This is a genomic window from Micromonospora sp. RTP1Z1 (assembly GCF_033804685.1).
GTDB lineage: Bacteria > Actinomycetota > Actinomycetes > Mycobacteriales > Micromonosporaceae > Micromonospora.
The window spans coordinates 251,239-271,030 of sequence record NZ_JAPFQV010000001.1 but is presented as its reverse complement, the minus strand read 5'-3'; the positions used below and the strand labels follow the sequence as shown (position 1 = coordinate 271,030).

Sequence of the window (19,792 nt, the reverse complement as noted above, 5' to 3'; positions counted from 1 at the left end):
CATGATCGACGGCATGCGACGGCTGGGCGTGGGTGTCGAAGTGCGGCGCGGAGACCGAGCTGCGTACCCGCGAACGCACCTGGCCCGCGAACGCCGGGTGGAGAGCTGGCCGGAGCTGGCGGCCGCGCTGCGGGCGCAGCTCACCGGGGGGGCGGACCCGGCCGGCGACCACCGGTAGCCGACGGCCGGACCGGGGCCGGGACATCGCGACTCGGCCCGGACCGGCAGGTCCGCCGGGCCGGGCGGACGGGGGTCAGCGGGGCGCGGCGTACGCCAGCGGCAGCGGGGTGGCCTGACCCGGCCATGTGCCGGAGAGCGTGCCACCGGCGCGCGCTTCGCCCGCACCGGGGCGGCGCACCACGGCCAGCTCGACGGTGTCGGTCACGATGATCGTCGGGTCGCCGTCCAGCACCCGGCGCGGCGCGCCCACGGCGGCACCGCCGACCTCCCCGCCGCTGCTGGTGATGGTCATGCTCGGCGTGCGGTACTCCCGCCTGCCGTCGACCTCGAAGAACTCCTCCGCCTGGCCGGCCCCGTCGAGGATGGCGGCGGCCAGCGCCGCGGCGTAGACCGGATCGCCGCAGGCGTCGTAGACCCAGCGCGGGCCGAGCGCCGAGTGGTGGGTGGTGCCGACCAGCCAACCGTCGGCGCCCTCCAGGGGCGCCCCGCGGTAGGTCAGCGGCACCTGGTGGACCGGCCCGTCACCGACGCGGACGAGTATCGTCTCGATCCCGACCGCGCCCGCCGGGTCGTCGAACCGGAATCCCGCCACCCGTACGACGTCCGCGCCGGCCGGCCCGTGGAACCAGGGCCGGCCGGGCAGCCACGCCGCGAGGAGTTCGAGCTTGGTGGGGCGAATTTCCGCCCGGTGCAGCAGAGCCATGCCGCGCATCGTACCGAGGTGCGCCGACGTTTGTTGACCTTGGCGGGGAGGCATTACCGCTGCCGGAGGTCGGGATGAGCAGCGCGGTGGAGCAGATCGAACGGGCGACCGAGGTACGACCGGCGCCCCGCTGGGTGGCGCCCGTGTTCGCGGTGCTGGCGCTGTTCACGCTGCCCTGGATCGGCTACCTCGCGCTGACGCTGCCCCGGCACGCGGTAGCGGTGCACTACCGGGCCGCCTGGGTCGGCTTCGACCTGGGCCTGGTGGCGATGCTGGCGCTGACCGCGGTGTGCGCCTACCGGGGTCACCGGCAGGTGGTGCCCGCCGCCAGCGCCACCGCCACCATGCTGCTGGTGGACGCCTGGTTCGACGTCGTCACCACTCCGGCCGGGCCGGACCTGCTGCTGTCGTTGGTGCTGGCCGCCCTGGTCGAGCTGCCGCTGGCCGCGGTCTGCGTCTGGATCGCCCGGCACGGCGACCGGATGGTGGAGCGCCGGCTGCGGCAGCTCGCCGTCCGCGCCCGGCTGGCCGGCGACCGCGCCGCCGCCGCCGAACGGACCGCCGGCACCGCCCGCCGCCGCCTGGCCCGCCTCCGCACCCCGCTGCGCTAAATGCTTGGCCAGGCCTTGGCGAGCAGGTCCCGGGTGTCGGCGAGCAGCTGCGGCAGGACCTTGGTCCGGCCGATCACCGGCATGAAGTTGGCGTCGCCGCCCCAGCGCGGCACCACGTGCTGGTGCAGGTGCGCGGCGATGCCGGCCCCGGCCACCCCGCCCTGGTTCATCCCCAGGTTGAAGCCGTGCGCGTTGGAGACCTGCCGGACCACCCGCATGGCGTCCTTGGTGAAGGTCGCCAGCTCGGCGGTCTCCGGCACGTCCAGCTCGGTGTAGTCGGCCACGTGCCGGTACGGGCAGACCAGCAGGTGCCCCGGGTTGTACGGGTAGAGGTTGAGCACCGCGAAGACGTGCTCGCCCCGGGCGACAATCAGGCTCTGGTCCGGCGGCAGCCCGGGGGCCAGGCAGAACGGGCAGCCGGTGGGCTTCTCGTAGCCGCCTTCGGGCCGGTCCTCGCCGGAGATGTAGGTCATCCGGTGCGGCGTCCAGAGCCGTTCCAGCCCGTCCGCCAGACCGTCGTCGGTGCCGTTGTCGAAGTGCCGCGCCGCCCCAGTCACACCGCCGATCCTACGGTCACCGCACCGGGTCGCACCCGTCCGCACCGGCCGGTCAGGCGCCGGGGCGGACCCGGGGCGTCAGCTCTCGGCGGACGGCCCCGAGTTGGTGCGGGAGCTGACCACGTCGAGCACGTGGGTGACCGCCTCGGCCATCGGCACCCCGTTGCGCTGCGAGCCGTCCCGGTAGCGGAAGGAGACCGTGCCGGCGGCCACGTCGTCGTCGCCGGCGATCACCATGAACGGGATCTTCTGCTGCTGGGCGGTGCGGATCTTCTTCTGCATCCGGTCGTCACCGGCGTCCACCTGGGCCCGGATCCCCTCGGCGCGCAGCGCCGCCACGAAGCCGTGCAGGTAGTCGGTGTGGTCCTCGCGGATCGGGATGCCGACCACCTGCACCGGCGCCAGCCAGGCCGGGAACGCGCCCGCGTAGTGCTCGGTGAGCACACCGAAGAAGCGCTCGATCGAGCCGAAGAGCGCGCGGTGGATCATCACCGGCCGCTGCCGGGTGCCGTCGGCGGCCTGGTACTCCAGGCCGAACCGCTCCGGCTGGTTGAAGTCGACCTGGATGGTGGACATCTGCCAGGTCCGGCCGATGGCGTCCTTGGCCTGCACCGAGATCTTCGGGCCGTAGAACGCCGCGCCGCCCGGGTCCGGCACCAGGTCCAGCCCGGAGGCCTCGGCCGCGGTGCGCAGCGCCTGGGTGGCCTCCTCCCAGTCCTCGTCCGACCCGATGAACTTCGGGGAGTCGTCCCGGGTGGACAGCTCCAGGTAGAAGTCGTCCAGGCCGTAGTCGCGCAGCAGGTCCAGCACGAAGGTGAGCAGCGTGGACAGCTCGCCCGGCATCTGCTCGCGGGTGCAGTAGATGTGCGAGTCGTCCTGGGTCAGGCCGCGGACCCGGGTCAGGCCGTGCACCACGCCGGACTTCTCGTACCGGTAGACCGTGCCGAACTCGAACAGCCGCAGCGGCAGCTCTCGGTAGGACCGCCCGCGCGCCCTGAAGATCAGGTTGTGCATCGGGCAGTTCATCGCCTTGAGGTAGTAGTCCGCGCCCTCCAGCTGCATGGGCGGGAACATCGTGTCGGCGTAGTAGGGCAAGTGGCCCGAGGTCTCGAAGAGCTGGGCCTTGGTGATGTGCGGGGTGTTGACGAACTCGTACCCGGCGGTCTCGTGCCGGCGCCGCGAGTAGTTCTCCATCTCCCGGCGGATGATGCCGCCCTTGGGGTGGAAGACCGCCAGGCCGGAGCCGATCTCGTCGGGGAAGCTGAACAGGTCGAGGTCCGCGCCGAGCTTGCGGTGGTCGCGCCGGGCGGCCTCCTCCAGCAGCTTCAGGTACGCCTTGAGCTCGTCCCGGGTCGGCCAGGCGGTGCCGTACACCCGCTGCAGCTGCGGGTTCTTCTCTGAGCCGCGCCAGTAGGCGGCGGCGGAACGCATCAGCTTGAACGCGCCGATCAGGCGGGTGTTCGGCAGGTGCGGGCCCCGGCACAGGTCCGACCAGCAGACCTTCTCCTCCTTGGCGTCGAGGTTGTCGTAGATGGTCAGCTCGCCGCCGCCCACCTCCATCACCTCGGAGGAGTCCAGCCCCTCCCCCTTGACGTCGATCAGCTCCAGCTTGAACGGCTCGTCGGCCAGCTCGGCCTTTGCCTCGTCGAGGCTGCGGAAGCGCCGCCGGCGGAACCGCTGACCGGACTTGATGATCTCCTGCATCCGCTTCTCGAGCTTGCTCAGGTCGTCCGGCTGGAACGGCTTGTCCACGGCGAAGTCGTAGTAGAAGCCCTTCTCGATCGGCGGCCCGATGCCGAGCTTCGCCTCCGGGAAGACGTCCTGCACGGCCTGGGCGAGCACGTGCGCGGTGGAGTGGCGCAGCACGTTGAGCCCGTCCGGCGAGTCGATGCTCACCGGCTCGACGGTGGTCTCCTCGGCCGGCTTCCAGTCCAGGTCGCGCAGCACGCCCTGCGGGTCGCGGACCACGACGATCGCCTTCGGGCCCGTGGTGGGCAGCCCGGCCGCGGCTACCGCGTCGGCCGCCGTCGTCCCGGCGGCGACGACGACGGGGTCGGCCACGACGGGGGTACGGGGTGCGGACACGGTGACTCCTGTCGTCGGTGCTGATCGGATGTGCCGGTTATCGGCTCCTGCGATGCTATCGGTCGCCCGTTCGGCACCGTCGGCGACGCCACCGGCGTCCCGGCCCGCAGTCCCCCCGGGCCGAGTTCCGCCGGCCGTTGAACCTTTCCGCCCTCCGGGCCGAACTACCAGGTGTGGCCGGATCCGGTGCCGGCTGCGTGGACACGGATGGGGACGACCATGACGATGACCCGTCGTGACCGGGTCCGCGGGACCCTGCTGCTGGCCGCCACGGCGGCCGGGGTGCTGCTGGGCTGGGCCGGCCCGGCGCGGGCCGCCGGGGTGTCCATCACCGCCGCACCGGCGCAGGTCCACCAGGGCGACGCCGTCCGGGTGACCTTCGCGGTGCCCGAGGAGCGGTCCGGGACGCGGACCGAGCGGATCGAGATCGGGATGCCCGGCGACGCGCCCGTCGGGGAGGTGTACCCGATGTCGGTGCCCGGCTGGGCGCCCCGGATCGCCACCCGCACCCTCGACCGTCCGGTCGCCGGCATTCACACCCCGGGGGTGGACATGGTGACCGCATCGGTGACCTGGATCCGGGTGCCCGGCGCGACGGCGGGCCCCGTCCGGCTCGCCCTCGGCATGGGCCCGATGCCGGCGACCGACCGGCTGGCCTTCCAGGTCGTGCAGACGTACGGGGACGGCACGGTGGTCCGGTGGACGGACCCGGCGGGTGGGGCGCACCCGGCCCCGACGCTCGCGCTGCTGCCGGCGATGCCCGGTGCGGCCACGGGCGGGCACGCCGGCCACAGCGGGATCACCGCCGACGGGCCGGGCGACCCGGCCGCTCAGGCCCCGGCCGACGCCGCGGGTGCGGACGGTCAAGGGCCGGCCGCCGACGGTCAGGACGCCCCGAGCGCCGACCTCCTGCTCGGCGGCGGGCTGCTCGCCGGGCTGGCCGGCGGCGCGGCGATCGGCTGGCTGTTCAGCCGGCGGCGGCGCGGGGCGATGGCCCTGGCCCCCGAGGAGGCCGACGGCGCCGGGCACGAGGACATGGACGACAGCGCTGGTGACGCGGACCCGAGCCCGGCCGACCCGGACCAGCGCGCCCGACCCGACCGGGGCGATGGCGGCGAACCCGTGCTCTCCGGAACCGTTAGAGCGACGGCGGCCCGGCACTAGGTGCCCGCGGTCGCGCCGCCACCCGGAGTAATCCCGATCAGCCGCTTTGCTCTGCTGCAGCCCACGCAACACGGGAGCGCTCCCGGTGGTGCCGTCGCTGCAGCAGAGCAAAGGGCGCGGCTGAAGTCCCACTAGGCGGCGGGTGGCGCCGTCAGCCCACCCAGTCGGGCAGCGGCTCGCGGGCGGCGAGCCAGCCGTCCGGCACGCCGCCGGGGGTGCCGACGCCGGTGTGCGCGGCGACCACCGCGCCGACGATCGCGGACGTGGTGTCGACGTCCCCGCCGGCCTCCACGCACACCCGGATCGCCGTCGGGTAGTCGTCGAGGTGGGTGGCGGCCACCCAGAGGGTGAAGGGGACGGTGTCCTGGGCGGTCACCCGCGAGCCGTTGCCGAGCGCGTCGGCGGCCTCCGCCGCCGGCCGGCCCAACAGGGCGGTCGCCCGGCGTACGCCCCGGTGCAGTTCCCCCGCCGGGTCGAGAGTCGTGGCGACCGCGCCGATCAGCCGGGCCGGGTCGGGCCGGTCGCCGTCCAGGCGGGCCCGGGCGGCGAGCGAGGCCGCGACGGCCACCGCGACGGCGCCGGCGACGCCCTCCGGATGGGCGTGGGTCACTTCGGCCGAGGCCCGGGCCTGGTCGGCGGCCCGGCGGGTCGAGTCGGCGTACCAGGCGCCGAGCGGGCCGACCCGCATCGCCGCCCCGTTGCCGCAGGAACCCTGCCCGTCGAACGCGGACGCGGCGGCCACCGGCCAGGGCGTGCCGGTGCGGATCAGCCGGAGGATGGTCACCGCGCCCGGCCCGTAGCCGCGGTAGGGCTCGCAGCGCTCGGCGAAGTCGAGCGCCAGCTGGTCCCGGTCGAGCTGTCCGCCGGCCGCCAGGGCGGCCACCACCGAGCAGGCCATCTCGGTGTCGTCGGTCCATTGCCACGGCGGGGGCGGCAGCCGTCCGGCAGCAAGATCCGTGGGGTGCCGGCCGGGGACGAAGAACTGCGAGCCGAGCGCGTCGCCGACCGACAGGCCGGCGAGCGCGTCCCGGGCCAGCGCCAGCCGGGCGTCGGGGAACAGGGTGAACGTCATCGCCGTCCCAGCTTGCCCGGTTCCCAGGAGCGCCGCAACGCGCTCGGCTTGCCACGCGAAGTACGGTCGTGACGTGGCCACCGTGCTCCTGGTCGAAGATGATCACGTCGTACGCGGCGCGATGCTGCGGTCCCTCACCGACCGGGGGCACGCCGTGCACGCCGTCGGTACGGCCCTGGACGCGCTGCGCCGGGTCGCCGCCGAGACCCCCGACCTGGTCGTGCTCGACCTCGGCCTGCCCGACCTGGACGGCTCCGACGCGTTACGGATGCTGCGCGGCATCACCGACGTGCCGATCATCATCGCCACCGCCCGCGACGACGAGCAGTCGGTGGTCCGGCTGCTGCGGGCGGGGGCCGACGACTACATGGTCAAGCCGTTCACGGGCGCGCACCTGGACGCCCGGATCACCACCGTGCTGCGCCGGGCCGGCCGGGCCAGCCGCACGGTGCAGCCGGCCGTGCACGCCGTCGGCGGCCTGCGGGTGGACGTGGGCGAGCGGAGCGTCCTGCTCGACGGGGAGCCGCTCGCGCTGACCCGCAAGGAGTTCGACCTGCTGGCGTATCTCGCCGCACGTCCCGGCCGGGTAGTGTCCCGGCGGGAGCTCTTGGAGGAGGTATGGCGGCAGCCATCGGTCGGCGAGGACCAGACCATCGACGTTCACCTGTACTGGCTGCGCCGCAAAATGGGCGAGTCCGCGGCGAAGCCGCGCTACCTGCGCACCGTGCGGGGGGTCGGCTTCCGGCTGGTGGCACCGGACTGAGGCCGGCGCTGGCCTGGCTCACGGCCGGCATGTGCAGCCTCGCCGCGCTCGCCTTCCTCATTCCGCTCGGGATCAGCCTGGGGGACCAGGCGCGCGAGGAGAAGCTGGCGGACGCCGCCCGGCGCGGCGCCCTGGTCACCGGCGCCCTCGCCGTCAGCACCGACCCGACGGTCGTCCGGCGGGCCGTGGCGGCCAGCGGCGACGACCCGGCGACCCGGCCCGTCGTACACGGACTCGGTGGCGACGAGTCCGCGGGCCGCGCCGACTCGGCGGCGCTGGCCCGGGCCGGCGCCGAGCGCCGCTCGCTGGTCACCGACGTGCCCGGCGGCGTGCTCCGGCTCGACCCGGTGGTGCTCGGCGACAACGTCGCCGTGGTGGAGGTCTTCGTGCCGGACGAGGTGCTCGACGAGGGCTCCGGCGGCCGGTGGCTGCTGCTGCTCGCGGTGGCCGTCGCGCTGGTGGGGGCCGCGGTCATCGTGGTCGACCGGGTCGCCGCCCGCGCGGTCGACTCGACCGGCGAGCTGGTCAAGGCGGCCCTGGCGATCGGCGACGGCGACATCGGCGTACGCGTCGAGCCGAGCGGCCCCCGAGAGGTGGCCGAGGCCGGGCACGCGTTCAACCGGATGGCCGACCAGCTGGTGGCGCTCCGCGCCGACGAGCGGGAACTGGTCGCGGACCTGTCCCACCGGCTGCGTACCCCGCTGACCGTGCTGCGCCTGGACGCCGAGGCGCTGGAGTCCGACGACACCAGCATCGGCACGTTCAGCGAGGCGGAGCTGGACCGCCGGCGCGGCATCCGCCGCATCCGCCAGGCCATCGTCACCCTGGAGGGCGAGGTCGACCAGCTGATCAAGACCACCCGCAAGGTGGTCACCCAGGAGACCGGCCCGGCGATGTGCGACGTCAGCGAGGTGGTCCGAGACCGGATGGTCTTCTGGGCGGCCCTCGCCGGGGACCAGAACCGCCCGCAGCGGGTGAGCGGGGCGCAGCTGCGCATCCCCGCGCCGGTGCCCCGGGCCGAGCTGGCCGCCGCCCTCGACGCGGTGATCGGCAACGTCTTCCGCTACACCCCCCAGGGCACCGCCTTCGAGGTGGCCGTCAGCCGGCGGGACGGGTATGTGGCGATCCGGATCGACGACGCCGGCCCGGGCATCGCCAACCCCGACCGCGCGCTGCGCCGGGGCACCAGCGACCAGGGCTCGACCGGGCTGGGTCTGGACATCGCCAAGCGGGTGGCGTTGCAGGCCAACGGCTCGGTGAGCATCGACCGGGCCCGGCTCGGCGGCGCCAGCGTGGTGATGCTGCTGGCCGACCCGGAGGCGACGCCCCGGCAGGTCAACCGGTTCGGGCTGGTGGGCCGGATGACCCGGGAGGCGCGGGAGCAGAAGACCAGCGGGCGACGCTGGCCCCGGCCGCGCTGACCCCGCCAGCTGTGCGCCGGCGCAAGTCTTCCTTAGATCCGGGTTAACGACGGCGTCGGGGCCACCGAGGACTGACAGGATCTGGGCAGAACCCATCAGTTCCGTCGGCCGGGACGCCCTGCAACATCACCGGCCGGTGGAGCCGTGGGGGCGGGGGGGGGGGGGGGGCCCCCCCCCCCCCGCCCCCCCCCCCCCCCCCCCCCCCCGCCGCCCCCGCGCCCCGCCACTCCCCCGTCGAGCCGCACTCCGGCGTGAGGTGACCGCCGTCCCGTCCGCTCAGCGGGTCGCGGCCGCCAGGTAGGCGTCGATCTCGCCGCTGATCCGCGCCTTCTCCCCGGGCTCCAGGAACGAGGCGGTCACCGCGGCCCGGGCCAGCCCGGCCAGCCCCTCCGGACCGGCGCCGAGCAGGCGGGCGGCGACCGCGTACTCGTCGTTGAGGGTGGTGCCGAACATCGGCGGGTCGTCGGAGTTGACGGTGACCAGCAGGCCGGCCTCGACGAGCTGCGGCAGCGGGTGCTCCTCGATGGTGGCCACCGCCCGGGTCCGCACGTTGGAGGTGGGGCAGACCTCCAGGGCGATCTGCCGCTCGGCGAGGTACGTGAGCAGCTGCGGGTCGAGCGCGGCGGAGATGCCGTGCCCGATCCGTTCCGCGCCCAGCTCGCGCAGCGCGTCCCAGACCGTCTCCGGGCCGGTGGTCTCCCCGGCGTGCGGCACCGAGCGCAGGCCGGCCGCCCGGGCCTGGTCGAAGTACGGCTTGAACTGGGGGCGCGGCACCCCGATCTCCGGGCCGCCCAGGCCGAAGCTGATCAGCCCGTCCGGCCGCTCCTCCAGCGCGATCCGCAGGGTCTCCTCGGCCGCGGGCAGGCCGGCCTCACCCGGGATGTCGAAGCACCAGCGCAACGCGATGCCGAAGTCGGCCTCGGCCCGCTTGCGGGCGTCCTCGATCGCCTCGCAGAACGCCGGCGCGGGGATGCCCCGGTGCACGTGCGAGTACGGGGTGACGGTCAGCTCGGCGTACCGGACCTGCTGGCGGGCCAGCTCCCGGGCCACCTCGTGGGTGAGGAGCCAGACGTCCTCCGGGTCGCGGATCAGGTCGACGACGCTCAGGTAGACCTCGATGAAGTGGGCGAAGTCGCGGAACGCGAAGTAGTCGGCGAGGGCGTCCGGATCCGCCGGGACGGGGGTGCGCCCCTCGTGCCGGGCGGCCAGCTCGGCGACGATCCGGGGCGAGGCGGAGCCGACGTGGTGCACGTGCAGCTCCACCTTGGGCAGTCCGGCGATGAAGGTGGACAGGTCGGTCACGGGTTCTCCTCTGCGTGGGCGCCGGTGCGGGCCACCACGAAGATCCGGCGGAACGGGAAGTACACCTGACCCTGCCGCACCGGGTACGCCCCGGCGAGGCGTACCCCCAGCTCGGCCCGGAAGTCGGCCCAGCCGGCGGCGTCCAGCGCGGCCCGGACCGGGCGCAGCGCCGTCCCCTCCATCCAGGTCAGCACCGGGTGGTCCGCGTCGACGGGGGCCGGGAGCAGGTGCACGTAGGTAGTCTCCCAGGCGTCGACCGCGCAGCCGGCGGCGACCAGCAGCGCGGCGTAGTCCACCGGGTCGCCGACCGGCGCCTCGCGCAGCAGCGCGGCCAGCTCGGGCCGCCACCGGTCGCGCCCGGCGACCTCGCGCAGCGCCCGGTGCGACGGGGCGTCGAAGTTGCCCGGCACCTGCACCGCCAGCCAGGCCCCGGCGGGCAGCTCGCGGGCCCAGCGGGTGAGCAGCTCCCGGTGGCCGGGCACCCACTGCAGGACCGCGTTGGAGACCAGCACGTCCACGTCCGCCCCGGGTCGCCAGTCGCGGACGTCGCCGACCGCGAAGGAGACCGGACCGTCCAGCGCGGCGGCCCGGTCGATCATCTCCGGGGAGGAGTCCAGGCCGACGATCCGGCTCCGCGGCCAGCGCTCGACGAGGGTGGCGGTGAGGGTGCCAGGTCCGCAGCCGAGGTCGACGACGGCCCGTGGCTGCCGCGCCGGGATCCGGGCCACCAGGTCGTGGAACGGCCGGGACCGCTCGTCGCCGTACCGCAGGTAGGTGCTCGGGTCCCACATGACAGCCTCCAAACCGTACGTACGTTTTGTTGAACCCTACGGCCCGACGGGCGCCCGGGCAAGAGGATCACTAGGCTCGTCGGATGGAACAGCGCAGCTTCGACCGGCTCGGCCGGCGCGTCGGCGTCGTCGGACTCGGCGCCTGGCAGCTCGGCGCCGACTGGGGTCAGGTCAGCGAGGACGCGGCGATGGCCGTCCTGGCGGCCGCCGTGGACGCCGGCGTCACGTTCCTGGACACCGCCGACGTGTACGGCGACGGGCGCAGCGAGCAGCTGATCGGCCGGTTCCTGCGCACCCGACCCGGGCACGGGCTGACCGTCGCCACCAAGATGGGCCGCCGGGTGGAGCAGACGCCGCAGGCGTACACCCTGGACAACTTCCGGGCCTGGACCGACCGGTCCCGGGCGAACCTCGGCGTGGACACCCTGGACCTGGTCCAGCTGCACTGCCCGCCCACCGCGGTCTTCGCCGACGACCGGGTCTTCGACGCGCTGGACACCCTGGTCGCCGAGAAGCGGATCGCCGGGTACGGGGTGAGCGTGGAGACCTGCGACCAGGCGCTCACCGCCATCGCCCGGCCGCCCGTGGCCAGCGTGCAGATCATCCTCAACGCGGTCCGGCACAAGCCCCTGGAGCGGGTGCTGCCCGCCGCCGCCGCGGCCGGGGTCGGCATCATCGCCCGGGTACCGCTGGCGAGCGGCCTGCTCTCCGGCCGGTACGACGAGCACACCACCTTCCCCGCCGACGACCACCGCACCTTCAACCGGCACGGCGAGTCCTTCGACGTCGGCGAGACCTTCTCGGGGGTCGACTACGACCTCGGCCTGGCCGCCGTGCGCCGGCTCGCGCCGCTGGTCGGCGAGGGCCGGACGATGGCCCAGTTCGCGCTGCGCTGGATCCTCGACCAGCCCGGCGTCACCGTGGTCATCCCCGGCGCCCGGGACGCCGACCAGGCCCGGCGCAACGCCGCCGCGGCCGACCTGCCGCCGCTGACCGGGGCGGAGCTGACCGCCGTCCGGCAGACGTACGACGAGCTGATCCGGCCGCAGGTGCACGACCGGTGGTGACCGGCGTGGCGCCGACGTACCCGGACGCTGGCGGGCATGCTGGACCGGTGCGGTACGCCGGGAGGGGGATTCGATGAGGGGCTGGCTCACGCTCACGCTCGGGCTGCTGGCGGTGGTCGTCGGCGCGGTGTGGACCGTGCAGGGCCTCGGCTACGTCGGCGGCAGCGTGATGACCGACCAGCGGATCTGGGCGGTGATCGGCCCGGTCGTCGTCCTCATCGGACTCGCCGCCCTCTGGTACGGGATGCGCACCCGCCGCCACCGCCCCTGACCGGCCCGCACCCAGGACCGCCACCGGGAACGCGGAAAGCCCCGCATCCCGGGGCGGGGTGCGGGGCTTCGCATCGATCCGGGGGGCCGGATCGCACAGGCCGGCGCTGCCGGCCGGCACTGCTCAGAGGGGGCGGACCTGCTCGGCCTGCGGACCCTTCTGACCCTGGGCGATCTCGAACTCCACCCGCTGGTTCTCCTCCAGCGTGCGGTAGCCGCTGGTCTCGATGGCCGAGAAGTGGACGAACACGTCAGCACCCCCGCCGTCGACGGTGATGAAGCCGAAGCCCTTGTCTGCGTTGAACCACTTCACGGTTCCCTGCGCCATGTGTATCTCCTTCTAAAACTGGCGGCCGAGCACGCCGTGCGGCCGATTGGCCGTTTTCGAGCAGCGGCGCCTGAGGTGGCCCCCGGTGAAGGTGACTTCTCTCAACCCACGCCATCTCTCAACAGCGGGGAACAGCAAACCACGTACGCAAAAACTCTGCACAGCCCAATCGACGAAATTCTTCGACATGTGACCTGACGGATGCGTCAGATCAACTGGGCGGGCCGGCGGGACCATGCGAAAGGCCCCTTCCCCGTCGATGGCTGGGGAAGGGGCCGACACCTGCGCGGATCAGTCGGGCCAACGGCCGGTCAGCCGGCGTACGCCGACCGCGCCGCCCCGGTCCACGGCGGCCCGGACCACCGCGAAGATCGCTCCCTGCAACGCCGCGGCGGCCAGGATCTCGCCCCAGCGGCGGTCCTCGTCGGTGGCGCTGGGCGCCTCGCCGTCGCCCGCGGTCACCTTCCAGACCTGCCGGAAGATCACCCCGGCGACCGTACCGGCGGCCAGCCCGAGCAGCACCCCGACGGGCCGGTACGCTGCCTTGCCGATCTTTCCGCTCACCTGCGCCTCCCCCGGACGATCAGCAGCACCACCACGGTCGCCACGGCGCCGGCCGCGACGGCCGCGACGGCCGCCCACGGCACCGGCCTGCGCCGGACCGCCTCACCCTTGTCGTACGCCTGCGCCCGTGCGCCGCGGGCCTTCTCCGCGGCCTGGCCGCGCACCCGGGCCACGGTCAGCGCGGCCTGCTCGCGCATCCGCACCTTCGCCTGCTCGGCGGAGTCCTTCAGCCGAGCCTTGACGTCGGCCTTGGCGGCCAACAGCTCCATGGTCTCACCCAGCTCCACCCGGGTACGGCGGATCTCCTCGCGGAGCGCCTCCGTGTCGCCGGTCCCGTTGCCCGTCATGCCCGTCTCCCGTCCCTCACCGCGGCGGTGACGGTGTCCACGTCCGCCCGGACACTGCGAACCGTCGCCTCCGGCACCGGCGGGACGGCACGGCTGACCTGCTTCTTGCCGACCAGGGCGAACACTCCGGCGAGCAGGAAGAGCGCCACCGCCACGATCAGGGCGGCGAGCCACGCGGGCATCACCAGCGCCAGCAGCAGGATTGCGGTGGCGACCAGGGCGCCCGTCCCGTAGAGGGCCATCACCCCGCCGCCGCCGAAGAGACCGATCCCGATCCCGGCGTGCTTGCCCTTCTGGGTCAGCTCCGCCCGGGCCAGCGCCAACTCGTCCCGCACCAGTCGGGAGACCTGCTCGGTGGCCCGCTGCACCAGTTCCGCGGTGGACGGCTCGCTCCCGGTCCGGGACGTGCTGCGACTCGCGACGTCAGCCATGCTGTCCTCCTTTCATCATCACCGCGCTGTATGCCCGGAGTCACGGCGCGCCAATCCTGCCCGGAGCGCCGGTCCCGCCCGGCCGCGCCGCCCACCATCCGGCGCCGCAGCGCGCGAGCCGGAGCCGGGGCGTGCGCAGCAGGTCCCCCGGAACCGACGGAACAAACGCACCGGGGGCCGAATGTCCCGCAACGGGCGACCCCGGCAGGTCGACGTGACGGCGGTACGACACCTCCCCGGCAGGTGCAACGGGCCGGCGGGCAACGAGGTCACGTGGCCCGCGGTCGGCCCGGACAAGCGCGGAGCCCCCGGCGCCGCGCGGGGCGGCCGGGGGCTCCCGGGGTGGTCCGGTGGTCAGCGACGGAGGTCGGCGGGCTCCTCGCGGCCCACGAAGGTCTCGCTGCGGGCATCGCCGTCGTCGCTGCCGCCGAAGACCCGGGCGTCGTCCGGCACGTCGGTGTCGGGCAGCCGGCGGACCGGGCGGCGCGGCTGCACCGCGTGCCACGGCAGTGCGCCGGAGGCGTCGCCCACCTCGGCGCGCATCCGCGGCAGCGCGGTCGGCCGGTGGTCGCGCACCCAGGCCACCAGGTGCTCACGGACCAGGCAGCGCAGGTCCCAGAGGCTGCCGGCGTCGGCCGCGCTGACCAGCGCCCGGACCTTGATCATGCCACCGGTGGCGTCGGTCACCTGGAGCACGCAGACCCGGCCGTCCCACAGCTCCGTGCCCTCGCAGACCCGGCGCAGCTCCTCCCGCATGGCCTGCACGGGGATCGACCAGTCGACGTCGAACTCGGCGGTGCCGAGCACCGCCGCCTCGGTCCGGGTCCAGTTCTCGAACGGGGCGCTGGTGAAGTACGAGGTGGGCAGGATCAGCCGGCGGTCGTCCCAGATCTGCACCACCACGTAGCTCAGCGTCAGCTCCTCGATCCGGCCCCACTCCCCCTCGACCACCACCACGTCGTCGAGCCGCACCGCGTCGCTGAAGGCGAGCTGGAGACCGGCGAAGACGTTGCCGAGGAGGCTCTGGGCGGCGAGCGCGGCGACCACACCGACGACACCGGCGCTGGTCAGCACGCCGGCGCCGATGCCGCGTACGGCGGGGAAGGTCATCAGCATCACGCCGAGGGCCAGCACGACGATCACCGCGATGGTGAGCCGGCGCAGCAGCACCACCTGGGTACGCACCCGGCGGGCGTGCCGGTTGTTCGGCACGTCCACCCGGAACCGTTCCAGCGCGGTGTCCTCGATCACCACCAGCAGCGAGGCGACCAGCCAGGACCCGGCCGCGATCAGGCCCAGCCCGAGCGCGTGCAGGACGAACTGCCGCCACGGGCTGCCCACGGCGTACAGGGTGGTGAACCGGACGGCGAGCTGCACCGCGAACACGGTGGCGGCCGCCTGGAACGGGTGGTGCGAGTGGTCGGTGAGCTCGGTCATCAGCAGTGAGCGCCGGCCGAGCCGGCGAATCACCTGGTGCACCACCTCGACCACCAATAGAGCGATCGCCGCCGCGGCGAGCGCGGCGACGACCGTCATGAGGTAGCTCTGCACAGGTACTTTCTCCCTCCAGCCGGGCGGGGTGCTTCGGGCACAAAGGCCCAATGATGCCCGGCGGTCGGTGGAATCGACCAGTTCAGACCTTGCGGTAGCGGGACTGGAGGAAGCAGTAGACGCCGAAGGCGGCGATGCCGAGCGCCATCAGCAGCAGGATGAAGGGACCCCAGGGCTGGTCGCGCATGGTCCGTAGGGCGGCGTCCAGGCCGCGGGCCTTCTCCGGGTCGTACTTCACCGCGGCCACGATGATCAGGAGGCCGGCGACGGCGAAGACGGCGCCCCGGGCGGCGTAGCCGGCCATGCCCAGCCGGCGGGTCAGGGTGTGGGTCTTCGGGCTCATCTCGCCGGTCTTGAGGTTCTTCTCGAACTTCTTCTTCAGCCCGTAGATGACCATTCCGATGCCGACGATGGCGAGCACCAGTCCGGCCAGCCCGACCAGCCAGCGGCCGCCGGTGGTGGCCATCAGCTTCTCGGAGAGGGCCTGCTGCTGATCGGAGGCGTTCGCGCTGGCGTCCTGGAAGACCTTGATCGCGGTCCAGGCCAGCCAGAGGAAGACCACGGTCCGGACGACCGAGGCGATCCGCTCGAAGAGCCGGTCCTTGTCGCGCAGGGCCCGGTGCCCGATCGCGGCTTCGAACGCCTGCCAGATGGCCATGGCGAAGAGGCCGACCGCGATCGTGATGAGCAGGAACTTGCCGAGCGGCTGAGCGCCCAGCGTACGAAGCGCACCGTTCTGGTTGCCCTCCTCGCCCGACTTGCCGAAGGCGATCTGGAGCGCGAGCCAGGCGAAGAGAAGGTGCACGATCCCGTAGCCGATGAATCCGGCCCGGGTCAACAGTTCGAGCCACCTGCTGTTTGCTGCCTGGGCGGCGGTGGCTCCGGCGTTCCGGGTGAGTGACATGGCGCCACAATCTCCTGATGCGAAGATTTCCAAACGTCGGCCGCCACCGCCCTGGCCCGGTCAGCTGTTGGAATTGCGCGCCACGCGGATCTTGACCTGCTGGTCGGTGACGCTGTCCAGGGTGACCGCGAAGCCGCCGGCCTCGGTGGCCTGCTGGCCGACGGTGAGCGAGAGCTGCTCTCCGGCGACCTCGACGGTGACCTGGTCACCCTGGGCGCCGATCAGCTTGGCCTCGACCCCGAGGATGGTGGCGCTGGCGTCGACGCCGCGCTCGAAGGTGACCGTGCAGGCGTCCAACCCACAGTCGGTGGAGGCGCCCTCCGAGCTGCAGCCGGACAGCACCGCGACGCCGAGCGCCAGGCCGGCCAGCAGGCCGGCAGCCCGGCGGGTGGGGTACTGCGGGGGGAACGCGAGTCGGTTCGTCACCCGGCCAAGGGTACGAGACCGCGGCGACACCGGCACCATCGGAGATCATTCCGGCAGGCGCGCTATCGTCCCGACATGCCGTTCGACATCGCCCGCACCCGGGCCGCGTACCCCGCCCTGGCCGAGGGCTTCGTCCACTTCGACGGTGCCGGCGGCACCCAGACCGCCGAGCCGGTGATCGAGGCGGTCGGCGCCGCGATGCGCGCGGCGATCGGCAACCGCAGCACCGCCTTCGGGCCTGGCCGGCGCTCCCTGGACCTCGTCGCGGCCGCCCGATCCGCGGTCGCCGACCTGCTCGGCGCGCGACCCGAGGGCGTGGTGCTCGGGCCGAGCGCCACAGCGCTGACGTACACCCTGGCCCGGACGCTCGGCGCGGCCTGGCGGCCGGGCGACGAGGTGGTGGTCTCCCGGCTCGACCACGACGCGAACGTGCGGCCCTGGGTGCAGGCGGCGGAGGCGGCCGGGGCCACGGTGCGCTGGGCGGAGTTCGATCCGGCGACCGGTGAGCTGCCCGTCGGCCAGTACACCGACCTGGTCGGCGAGCGGACCCGGCTGGTCGCGGTGACCGCGGGCAGCAACGCGATCGGCACCGCGCCGGACGTCGCCGCGATCGCGAAGAGCGCGCACGCGGTCGGCGCGCTGGTCTGCGTCGACGGGGTGCACTCGGTGCCGCACGGCCCGACGGACGTGGCCTCGCTGGGCGCCGACTTCCTGGTCACCAGCGCGTACAAGTGGTCGGGGCCGCACCTGGCCGCGATGGTCGCCGACCCGGTCTTCTGGGCGCAGCTGCGCCCGGCGAAGCTGCTTCCCTCCTCCGACGCGGTGCCGGACCGGTTCGAGTACGGCACGCCGAGCTTCCCGCTGCTGGCCGGGGTGGCCGCCGCGGTGGACCACCTGGCCACGCTCGACCCGGGCGCCACCGGCAGCCGACGGGACCGGGTCCGCGCCGGCCTGGCCGCCGCCCAGGCCCACGAGGAGGCGGTCTTCGACCGACTGCTGGCCGGGTTGACCGCGCGGCCGGCGGTGACCGTGTACGGCTCCCCGGCTCGGCGCTGCCCGACGGTGTCGTTCCGGGTGGCCGGGCTGGCGCCGGCCGACACCGCCGCGGCGCTGGGCGCGGCCGGTTTCTGCCTCTCCTCCGGCGACTACTACGCCTACGAGTACTTCCGCACGATGGGGCTGCGCGACAGCGGCGGGGCGGTCCGGGCCAGCGTCTACCACTACAACACGGTGGACGAGGTGGACCGGTTGCTCGCCGAACTGGACAGGATCGTCGCCGCCGGGGGGAGAATGACCCGGTGAGCTTCCTGGTCGAGGAGAACCCCGCCAAGCACCGTTTCGAGATCCTGGTCGATGACGCGCTGGCCGGGTTCACCGCGTACCTGCCGCGCGGCGAGGTGCTGGTCTTCACCCACACCGACGTGGAGGAGCGGTTCCAGAACATGGGCGTGGGGTCGGCCCTGATCCGGGGCACCCTCGACCAGATCCGCGAGCGCGGCGACCGGCTGGTGGCGAAGTGCCCCTTCGTGGCCGCCTTCATCGACCGCCACCCCGAGTACGCCGACCTGGTGGTCGCCGAGTCCTGACCGGGTTGCGCCGGCGGTTCAGCGGGCGCCGGTGAGGAGTTCGGCCGCGGCCCGGGCAGCGGCCCGGGTGGCGCCGTGGGTGGCGATGTGGACCGCGCCGGTGACCAGCTCCGGGACGCCGAGTTCCACGACGACGGCGTCCGGGCGGGCGGCCAACGCACGGCGCACGGCGGCCCGCATCCAGTCGTGCCGGTGCAGGTCCCGCACGACCAGCACGACGGGGCGGCCGGCTGCGCCGGCGGTGGGGTCGGCGGGCGCCCCGCCCTCGGCGTACCGGGCGACGGTGGTGTCCGGGACCAGGTCGGCCAGGGGCGCGCCGATCCCCCACGGGGTCTCCGCGCCGATGGCGAGGTTGTGCGGCGGGGCGAACTCCACCACGTGGGCCGGGTGGCGCAACGGCAGCGCGTCGGCGCCGGCGGGTGCGGTGACCACCCGGAGCGCCCGTCGCGCGGCGGCCAGCCCGATCGCGGAGCCGTCGGCCGCGGCCGGGGTGCCGGCGGGGCGGTCGGCGCGGGCGGCGACCGTCCAGGCGGCGAGCTGACCGACCCGCTTGGCCGCCTCGGCGAGGCGCTCCTCCGGCAGTTCTCCGGTCACCACCGCGGCGACGACGGCGTCGCGCAGTTCCCGGGCGTCCGCCTCGGTGGCCCGCTCCCCGCCCACGCAGATCGCGTCCGCGCCGGCGGCGAGGGCGCGGACCGCCGCGCCGGCGAAGCCGTACCGGTCGGCGACGGCCCGCATCTCCACCGCGTCGGTGACCACCACCCCGTGGAATCCCAGCTCCTCGCGGAGCAGCCCGCCGAGGATGCGCGGGCTGAGGGTGGCCGGCAGCTCCGGGTCGAGCGCGGGCACCAGCAGGTGCCCGGTCATCACCGCCTGCACCCCGGCGGCCACGGCGGCCCGGAACGGCGCCAGCTCGACGGCGTCGAGGCGGGCCCGATCGCCGCCGATGCGGGGCAGGTCGTGGTGCGAGTCCACCCGGGTGTCGCCGTGGCCCGGGAAGTGCTTGGCGCAGGCCGCGACGCCGCTGGCCTGGAGTCCGCGTACCCAGGCGGCGGTGTGCCGGGCGACCAGGTCGGCGGCGGTACCGAACGAGCGGACGCCGATGACCGGGTTGGCCGGGTTGGAGTTGACGTCGGCGTCCGGGGCGTAGTTGAGGGTGACGCCCACGCCGGCCAGCTCGGCGCCGAGGTCGCGGGCCACCTCCTCGGTCAGGGCCGGGTCGTCGACCGCGCCGAGGGCGAAGTTGCCGGGCCGGGAGCTGCCCCGGGCGGACTCGATCCGGGTGACGTCGCCGGCCTCCTCGTCGATGGCGACGATGACGTCCGGGCGCTCGGCGCGCAGCGTCGCGGTGAGCGCGGCGAGCTGACCGGGGTCGACGATGTTGCGGGCGAAGAGGACCACCGAGCCGAGCCCCTCGCCGAGCCACCGGCACACCCAGGGTGGCGGGGTGGTGCCGACGAAGCCGGGCTGCAGGACGGCGGCGGCGAGGCCCGCCAGGTCTCCGGTCGCCCCCACGATCCGCTCGTTCATGCGCTGTCGTACCCCCGTCTTCCCCACCGGCCCGCCGCCCCGGCGGGTGCTGCCATGGTCACACCGCGCCCTGAAATAGTCAATAAACCTTACTGTTAGCGCCTGGCGCCTCCCCGTACCCGGGTGGAAGAGTGCGACC

23 protein-coding genes are annotated in these 19,792 nt (G+C 74.2%); 9 read left to right on the top strand and 14 right to left on the bottom strand.

The window, feature by feature from the left end:
• The first annotated feature begins 13 nt into the window (after nucleotides 1-13).
• On the top strand, nucleotides 14-178 hold the full coding sequence (locus tag SLP03_RS01275) for a hypothetical protein (RefSeq protein ID WP_319458593.1): 165 nt from the start codon (nucleotides 14-16) through the stop codon (nucleotides 176-178).
• 75 nt (nucleotides 179-253) lie between these two features.
• Here the strand turns inward: SLP03_RS01275 and SLP03_RS01270 are convergent, their stop codons facing one another.
• Nucleotides 254-883, bottom strand: a complete 630-nt coding sequence (locus SLP03_RS01270; protein WP_319458592.1) for a CG0192-related protein — start codon at nucleotides 881-883, stop codon at nucleotides 254-256.
• Nucleotides 884-957: 74 nt separating this feature from the next.
• On the opposite strand from SLP03_RS01270, the gene SLP03_RS01265 reads away from it, so the two are divergent.
• Nucleotides 958-1,494 carry a hypothetical protein gene (locus tag SLP03_RS01265; RefSeq protein WP_319458591.1) on the top strand — a complete coding sequence of 179 codons (537 nt, stop codon included), beginning with the start codon at nucleotides 958-960 and terminating at the stop codon, nucleotides 1,492-1,494.
• Here the strand turns inward: SLP03_RS01265 and SLP03_RS01260 are convergent.
• Nucleotides 1,491-2,051 (bottom strand): HIT family protein, encoded by a 561-nt coding sequence (locus SLP03_RS01260; RefSeq protein ID WP_413644118.1) that lies wholly within the window; start codon nucleotides 2,049-2,051, stop codon nucleotides 1,491-1,493. The genes SLP03_RS01265 and SLP03_RS01260 overlap by 4 nt on opposite strands.
• Nucleotides 2,052-2,129: 78 nt before the next feature.
• Nucleotides 2,130-4,136 carry a threonine--tRNA ligase gene (gene thrS / locus SLP03_RS01255; protein WP_319458590.1) on the bottom strand — a complete coding sequence of 669 codons (2,007 nt, stop codon included), beginning with the start codon at nucleotides 4,134-4,136 and terminating at the stop codon, nucleotides 2,130-2,132.
• A 219-nt stretch (nucleotides 4,137-4,355) separates the two neighbouring features.
• On the opposite strand from thrS, the gene SLP03_RS01250 reads away from it, so the two are divergent.
• Complete coding sequence (locus tag SLP03_RS01250; protein ID WP_319458589.1) at nucleotides 4,356-5,300, top strand: DUF1775 domain-containing protein; 945 nt, start codon at nucleotides 4,356-4,358, stop codon at nucleotides 5,298-5,300.
• Between the two features lie 151 nt (nucleotides 5,301-5,451).
• Here the strand turns inward: SLP03_RS01250 and SLP03_RS01245 are convergent, their stop codons facing one another.
• Entirely contained in the window at nucleotides 5,452-6,372 is a 921-nt protein-coding gene (locus tag SLP03_RS01245; RefSeq protein ID WP_319458588.1) for an ADP-ribosylglycohydrolase family protein, read from the bottom strand.
• 73 nt (nucleotides 6,373-6,445) lie between these two features.
• Here SLP03_RS01245 and SLP03_RS01240 point away from each other — a divergent pair, with 73 nt between their 5' ends.
• Both SLP03_RS01240 and SLP03_RS01235 read left to right on the top strand, forming a co-directional pair.
• Nucleotides 6,446-7,135, top strand: a complete 690-nt coding sequence (locus SLP03_RS01240) for a response regulator transcription factor (protein ID WP_319458587.1) — start codon at nucleotides 6,446-6,448, stop codon at nucleotides 7,133-7,135.
• 29 nt (nucleotides 7,136-7,164) lie between these two features.
• Complete coding sequence (locus SLP03_RS01235; RefSeq protein ID WP_319458586.1) at nucleotides 7,165-8,556, top strand: HAMP domain-containing sensor histidine kinase; 1,392 nt, start codon at nucleotides 7,165-7,167, stop codon at nucleotides 8,554-8,556.
• A gap of 276 nt (nucleotides 8,557-8,832) precedes the next feature.
• On the opposite strand, the gene SLP03_RS01230 is transcribed toward SLP03_RS01235, so the two are convergent.
• Together SLP03_RS01230 and SLP03_RS01225 are read right to left on the bottom strand one after the other, a co-directional pair.
• Nucleotides 8,833-9,858 carry an adenosine deaminase gene (locus SLP03_RS01230; protein WP_319458585.1) on the bottom strand — a complete coding sequence of 342 codons (1,026 nt, stop codon included), beginning with the start codon at nucleotides 9,856-9,858 and terminating at the stop codon, nucleotides 8,833-8,835.
• Complete coding sequence (locus SLP03_RS01225) at nucleotides 9,855-10,649, bottom strand: trans-aconitate 2-methyltransferase (RefSeq protein ID WP_319458584.1); 795 nt, start codon at nucleotides 10,647-10,649, stop codon at nucleotides 9,855-9,857. The genes SLP03_RS01230 and SLP03_RS01225 overlap by 4 nt, the downstream gene beginning before the upstream one ends.
• Before the next feature lie 83 nt (nucleotides 10,650-10,732).
• Here SLP03_RS01225 and SLP03_RS01220 point away from each other — a divergent pair, with 83 nt between their 5' ends.
• Entirely contained in the window at nucleotides 10,733-11,716 is a 984-nt protein-coding gene (locus SLP03_RS01220; protein ID WP_319458583.1) for an aldo/keto reductase, read from the top strand.
• A 73-nt stretch (nucleotides 11,717-11,789) separates the two neighbouring features.
• Nucleotides 11,790-11,987, top strand: coding sequence for a hypothetical protein (locus tag SLP03_RS01215; protein ID WP_319458582.1), 198 nt, complete (start codon nucleotides 11,790-11,792; stop codon nucleotides 11,985-11,987).
• 123 nt (nucleotides 11,988-12,110) lie between these two features.
• Here SLP03_RS01215 and SLP03_RS01210 read toward each other — a convergent pair whose 3' ends face one another.
• The 7 genes from SLP03_RS01210 to SLP03_RS01180 all read right to left on the bottom strand — a co-directional run bounded on the left by SLP03_RS01210 (nucleotide 12,111) and on the right by SLP03_RS01180 (nucleotide 16,537).
• The gene (locus SLP03_RS01210; protein ID WP_319458581.1) at nucleotides 12,111-12,314 is read right to left on the bottom strand and encodes a cold-shock protein; all 204 of its coding nucleotides are present in this window, start codon (nucleotides 12,312-12,314) and stop codon (nucleotides 12,111-12,113) included.
• A gap of 291 nt (nucleotides 12,315-12,605) precedes the next feature.
• A complete protein-coding gene (locus SLP03_RS01205; RefSeq protein ID WP_319458580.1) occupies nucleotides 12,606-12,878 on the bottom strand; it encodes a DUF4235 domain-containing protein in 273 nt (90 codons plus the stop codon).
• The gene (locus SLP03_RS01200) at nucleotides 12,875-13,225 is read right to left on the bottom strand and encodes a DUF3618 domain-containing protein (protein WP_319458579.1); all 351 of its coding nucleotides are present in this window, start codon (nucleotides 13,223-13,225) and stop codon (nucleotides 12,875-12,877) included. Before SLP03_RS01200 ends, SLP03_RS01205 begins: the two co-directional genes overlap by 4 nt.
• Nucleotides 13,222-13,656 carry a phage holin family protein gene (locus SLP03_RS01195; RefSeq protein WP_319458578.1) on the bottom strand — a complete coding sequence of 145 codons (435 nt, stop codon included), beginning with the start codon at nucleotides 13,654-13,656 and terminating at the stop codon, nucleotides 13,222-13,224. The genes SLP03_RS01200 and SLP03_RS01195 overlap by 4 nt, the downstream gene beginning before the upstream one ends.
• 354 nt (nucleotides 13,657-14,010) lie before the next feature.
• Nucleotides 14,011-15,207: a mechanosensitive ion channel family protein gene (locus SLP03_RS01190; RefSeq protein ID WP_319458577.1), complete on the bottom strand. Its 1,197-nt coding sequence runs from the start codon at nucleotides 15,205-15,207 to the stop codon at nucleotides 14,011-14,013.
• 82 nt (nucleotides 15,208-15,289) lie between these two features.
• Complete coding sequence (locus tag SLP03_RS01185) at nucleotides 15,290-16,111, bottom strand: DUF1206 domain-containing protein (protein WP_319458576.1); 822 nt, start codon at nucleotides 16,109-16,111, stop codon at nucleotides 15,290-15,292.
• Between the two features lie 60 nt (nucleotides 16,112-16,171).
• Nucleotides 16,172-16,537: a hypothetical protein gene (locus SLP03_RS01180; RefSeq protein ID WP_319458575.1), complete on the bottom strand. Its 366-nt coding sequence runs from the start codon at nucleotides 16,535-16,537 to the stop codon at nucleotides 16,172-16,174.
• Between the two features lie 75 nt (nucleotides 16,538-16,612).
• Between SLP03_RS01180 and SLP03_RS01175 the strand changes: the two genes are divergently transcribed.
• Nucleotides 16,613-17,839 (top strand): cysteine desulfurase-like protein, encoded by a 1,227-nt coding sequence (locus tag SLP03_RS01175; protein WP_319458574.1) that lies wholly within the window; start codon nucleotides 16,613-16,615, stop codon nucleotides 17,837-17,839.
• A complete protein-coding gene (locus tag SLP03_RS01170; RefSeq protein WP_319458573.1) occupies nucleotides 17,836-18,123 on the top strand; it encodes a GNAT family N-acetyltransferase in 288 nt (95 codons plus the stop codon). The genes SLP03_RS01175 and SLP03_RS01170 overlap by 4 nt, the downstream gene beginning before the upstream one ends.
• An 18-nt stretch (nucleotides 18,124-18,141) precedes the next feature.
• Here SLP03_RS01170 and SLP03_RS01165 read toward each other — a convergent pair whose 3' ends face one another.
• Nucleotides 18,142-19,653 carry a glycoside hydrolase family 3 protein gene (locus SLP03_RS01165; protein WP_319458572.1) on the bottom strand — a complete coding sequence of 504 codons (1,512 nt, stop codon included), beginning with the start codon at nucleotides 19,651-19,653 and terminating at the stop codon, nucleotides 18,142-18,144.
• Nucleotides 19,654-19,792: the final 139 nt, after the last annotated feature.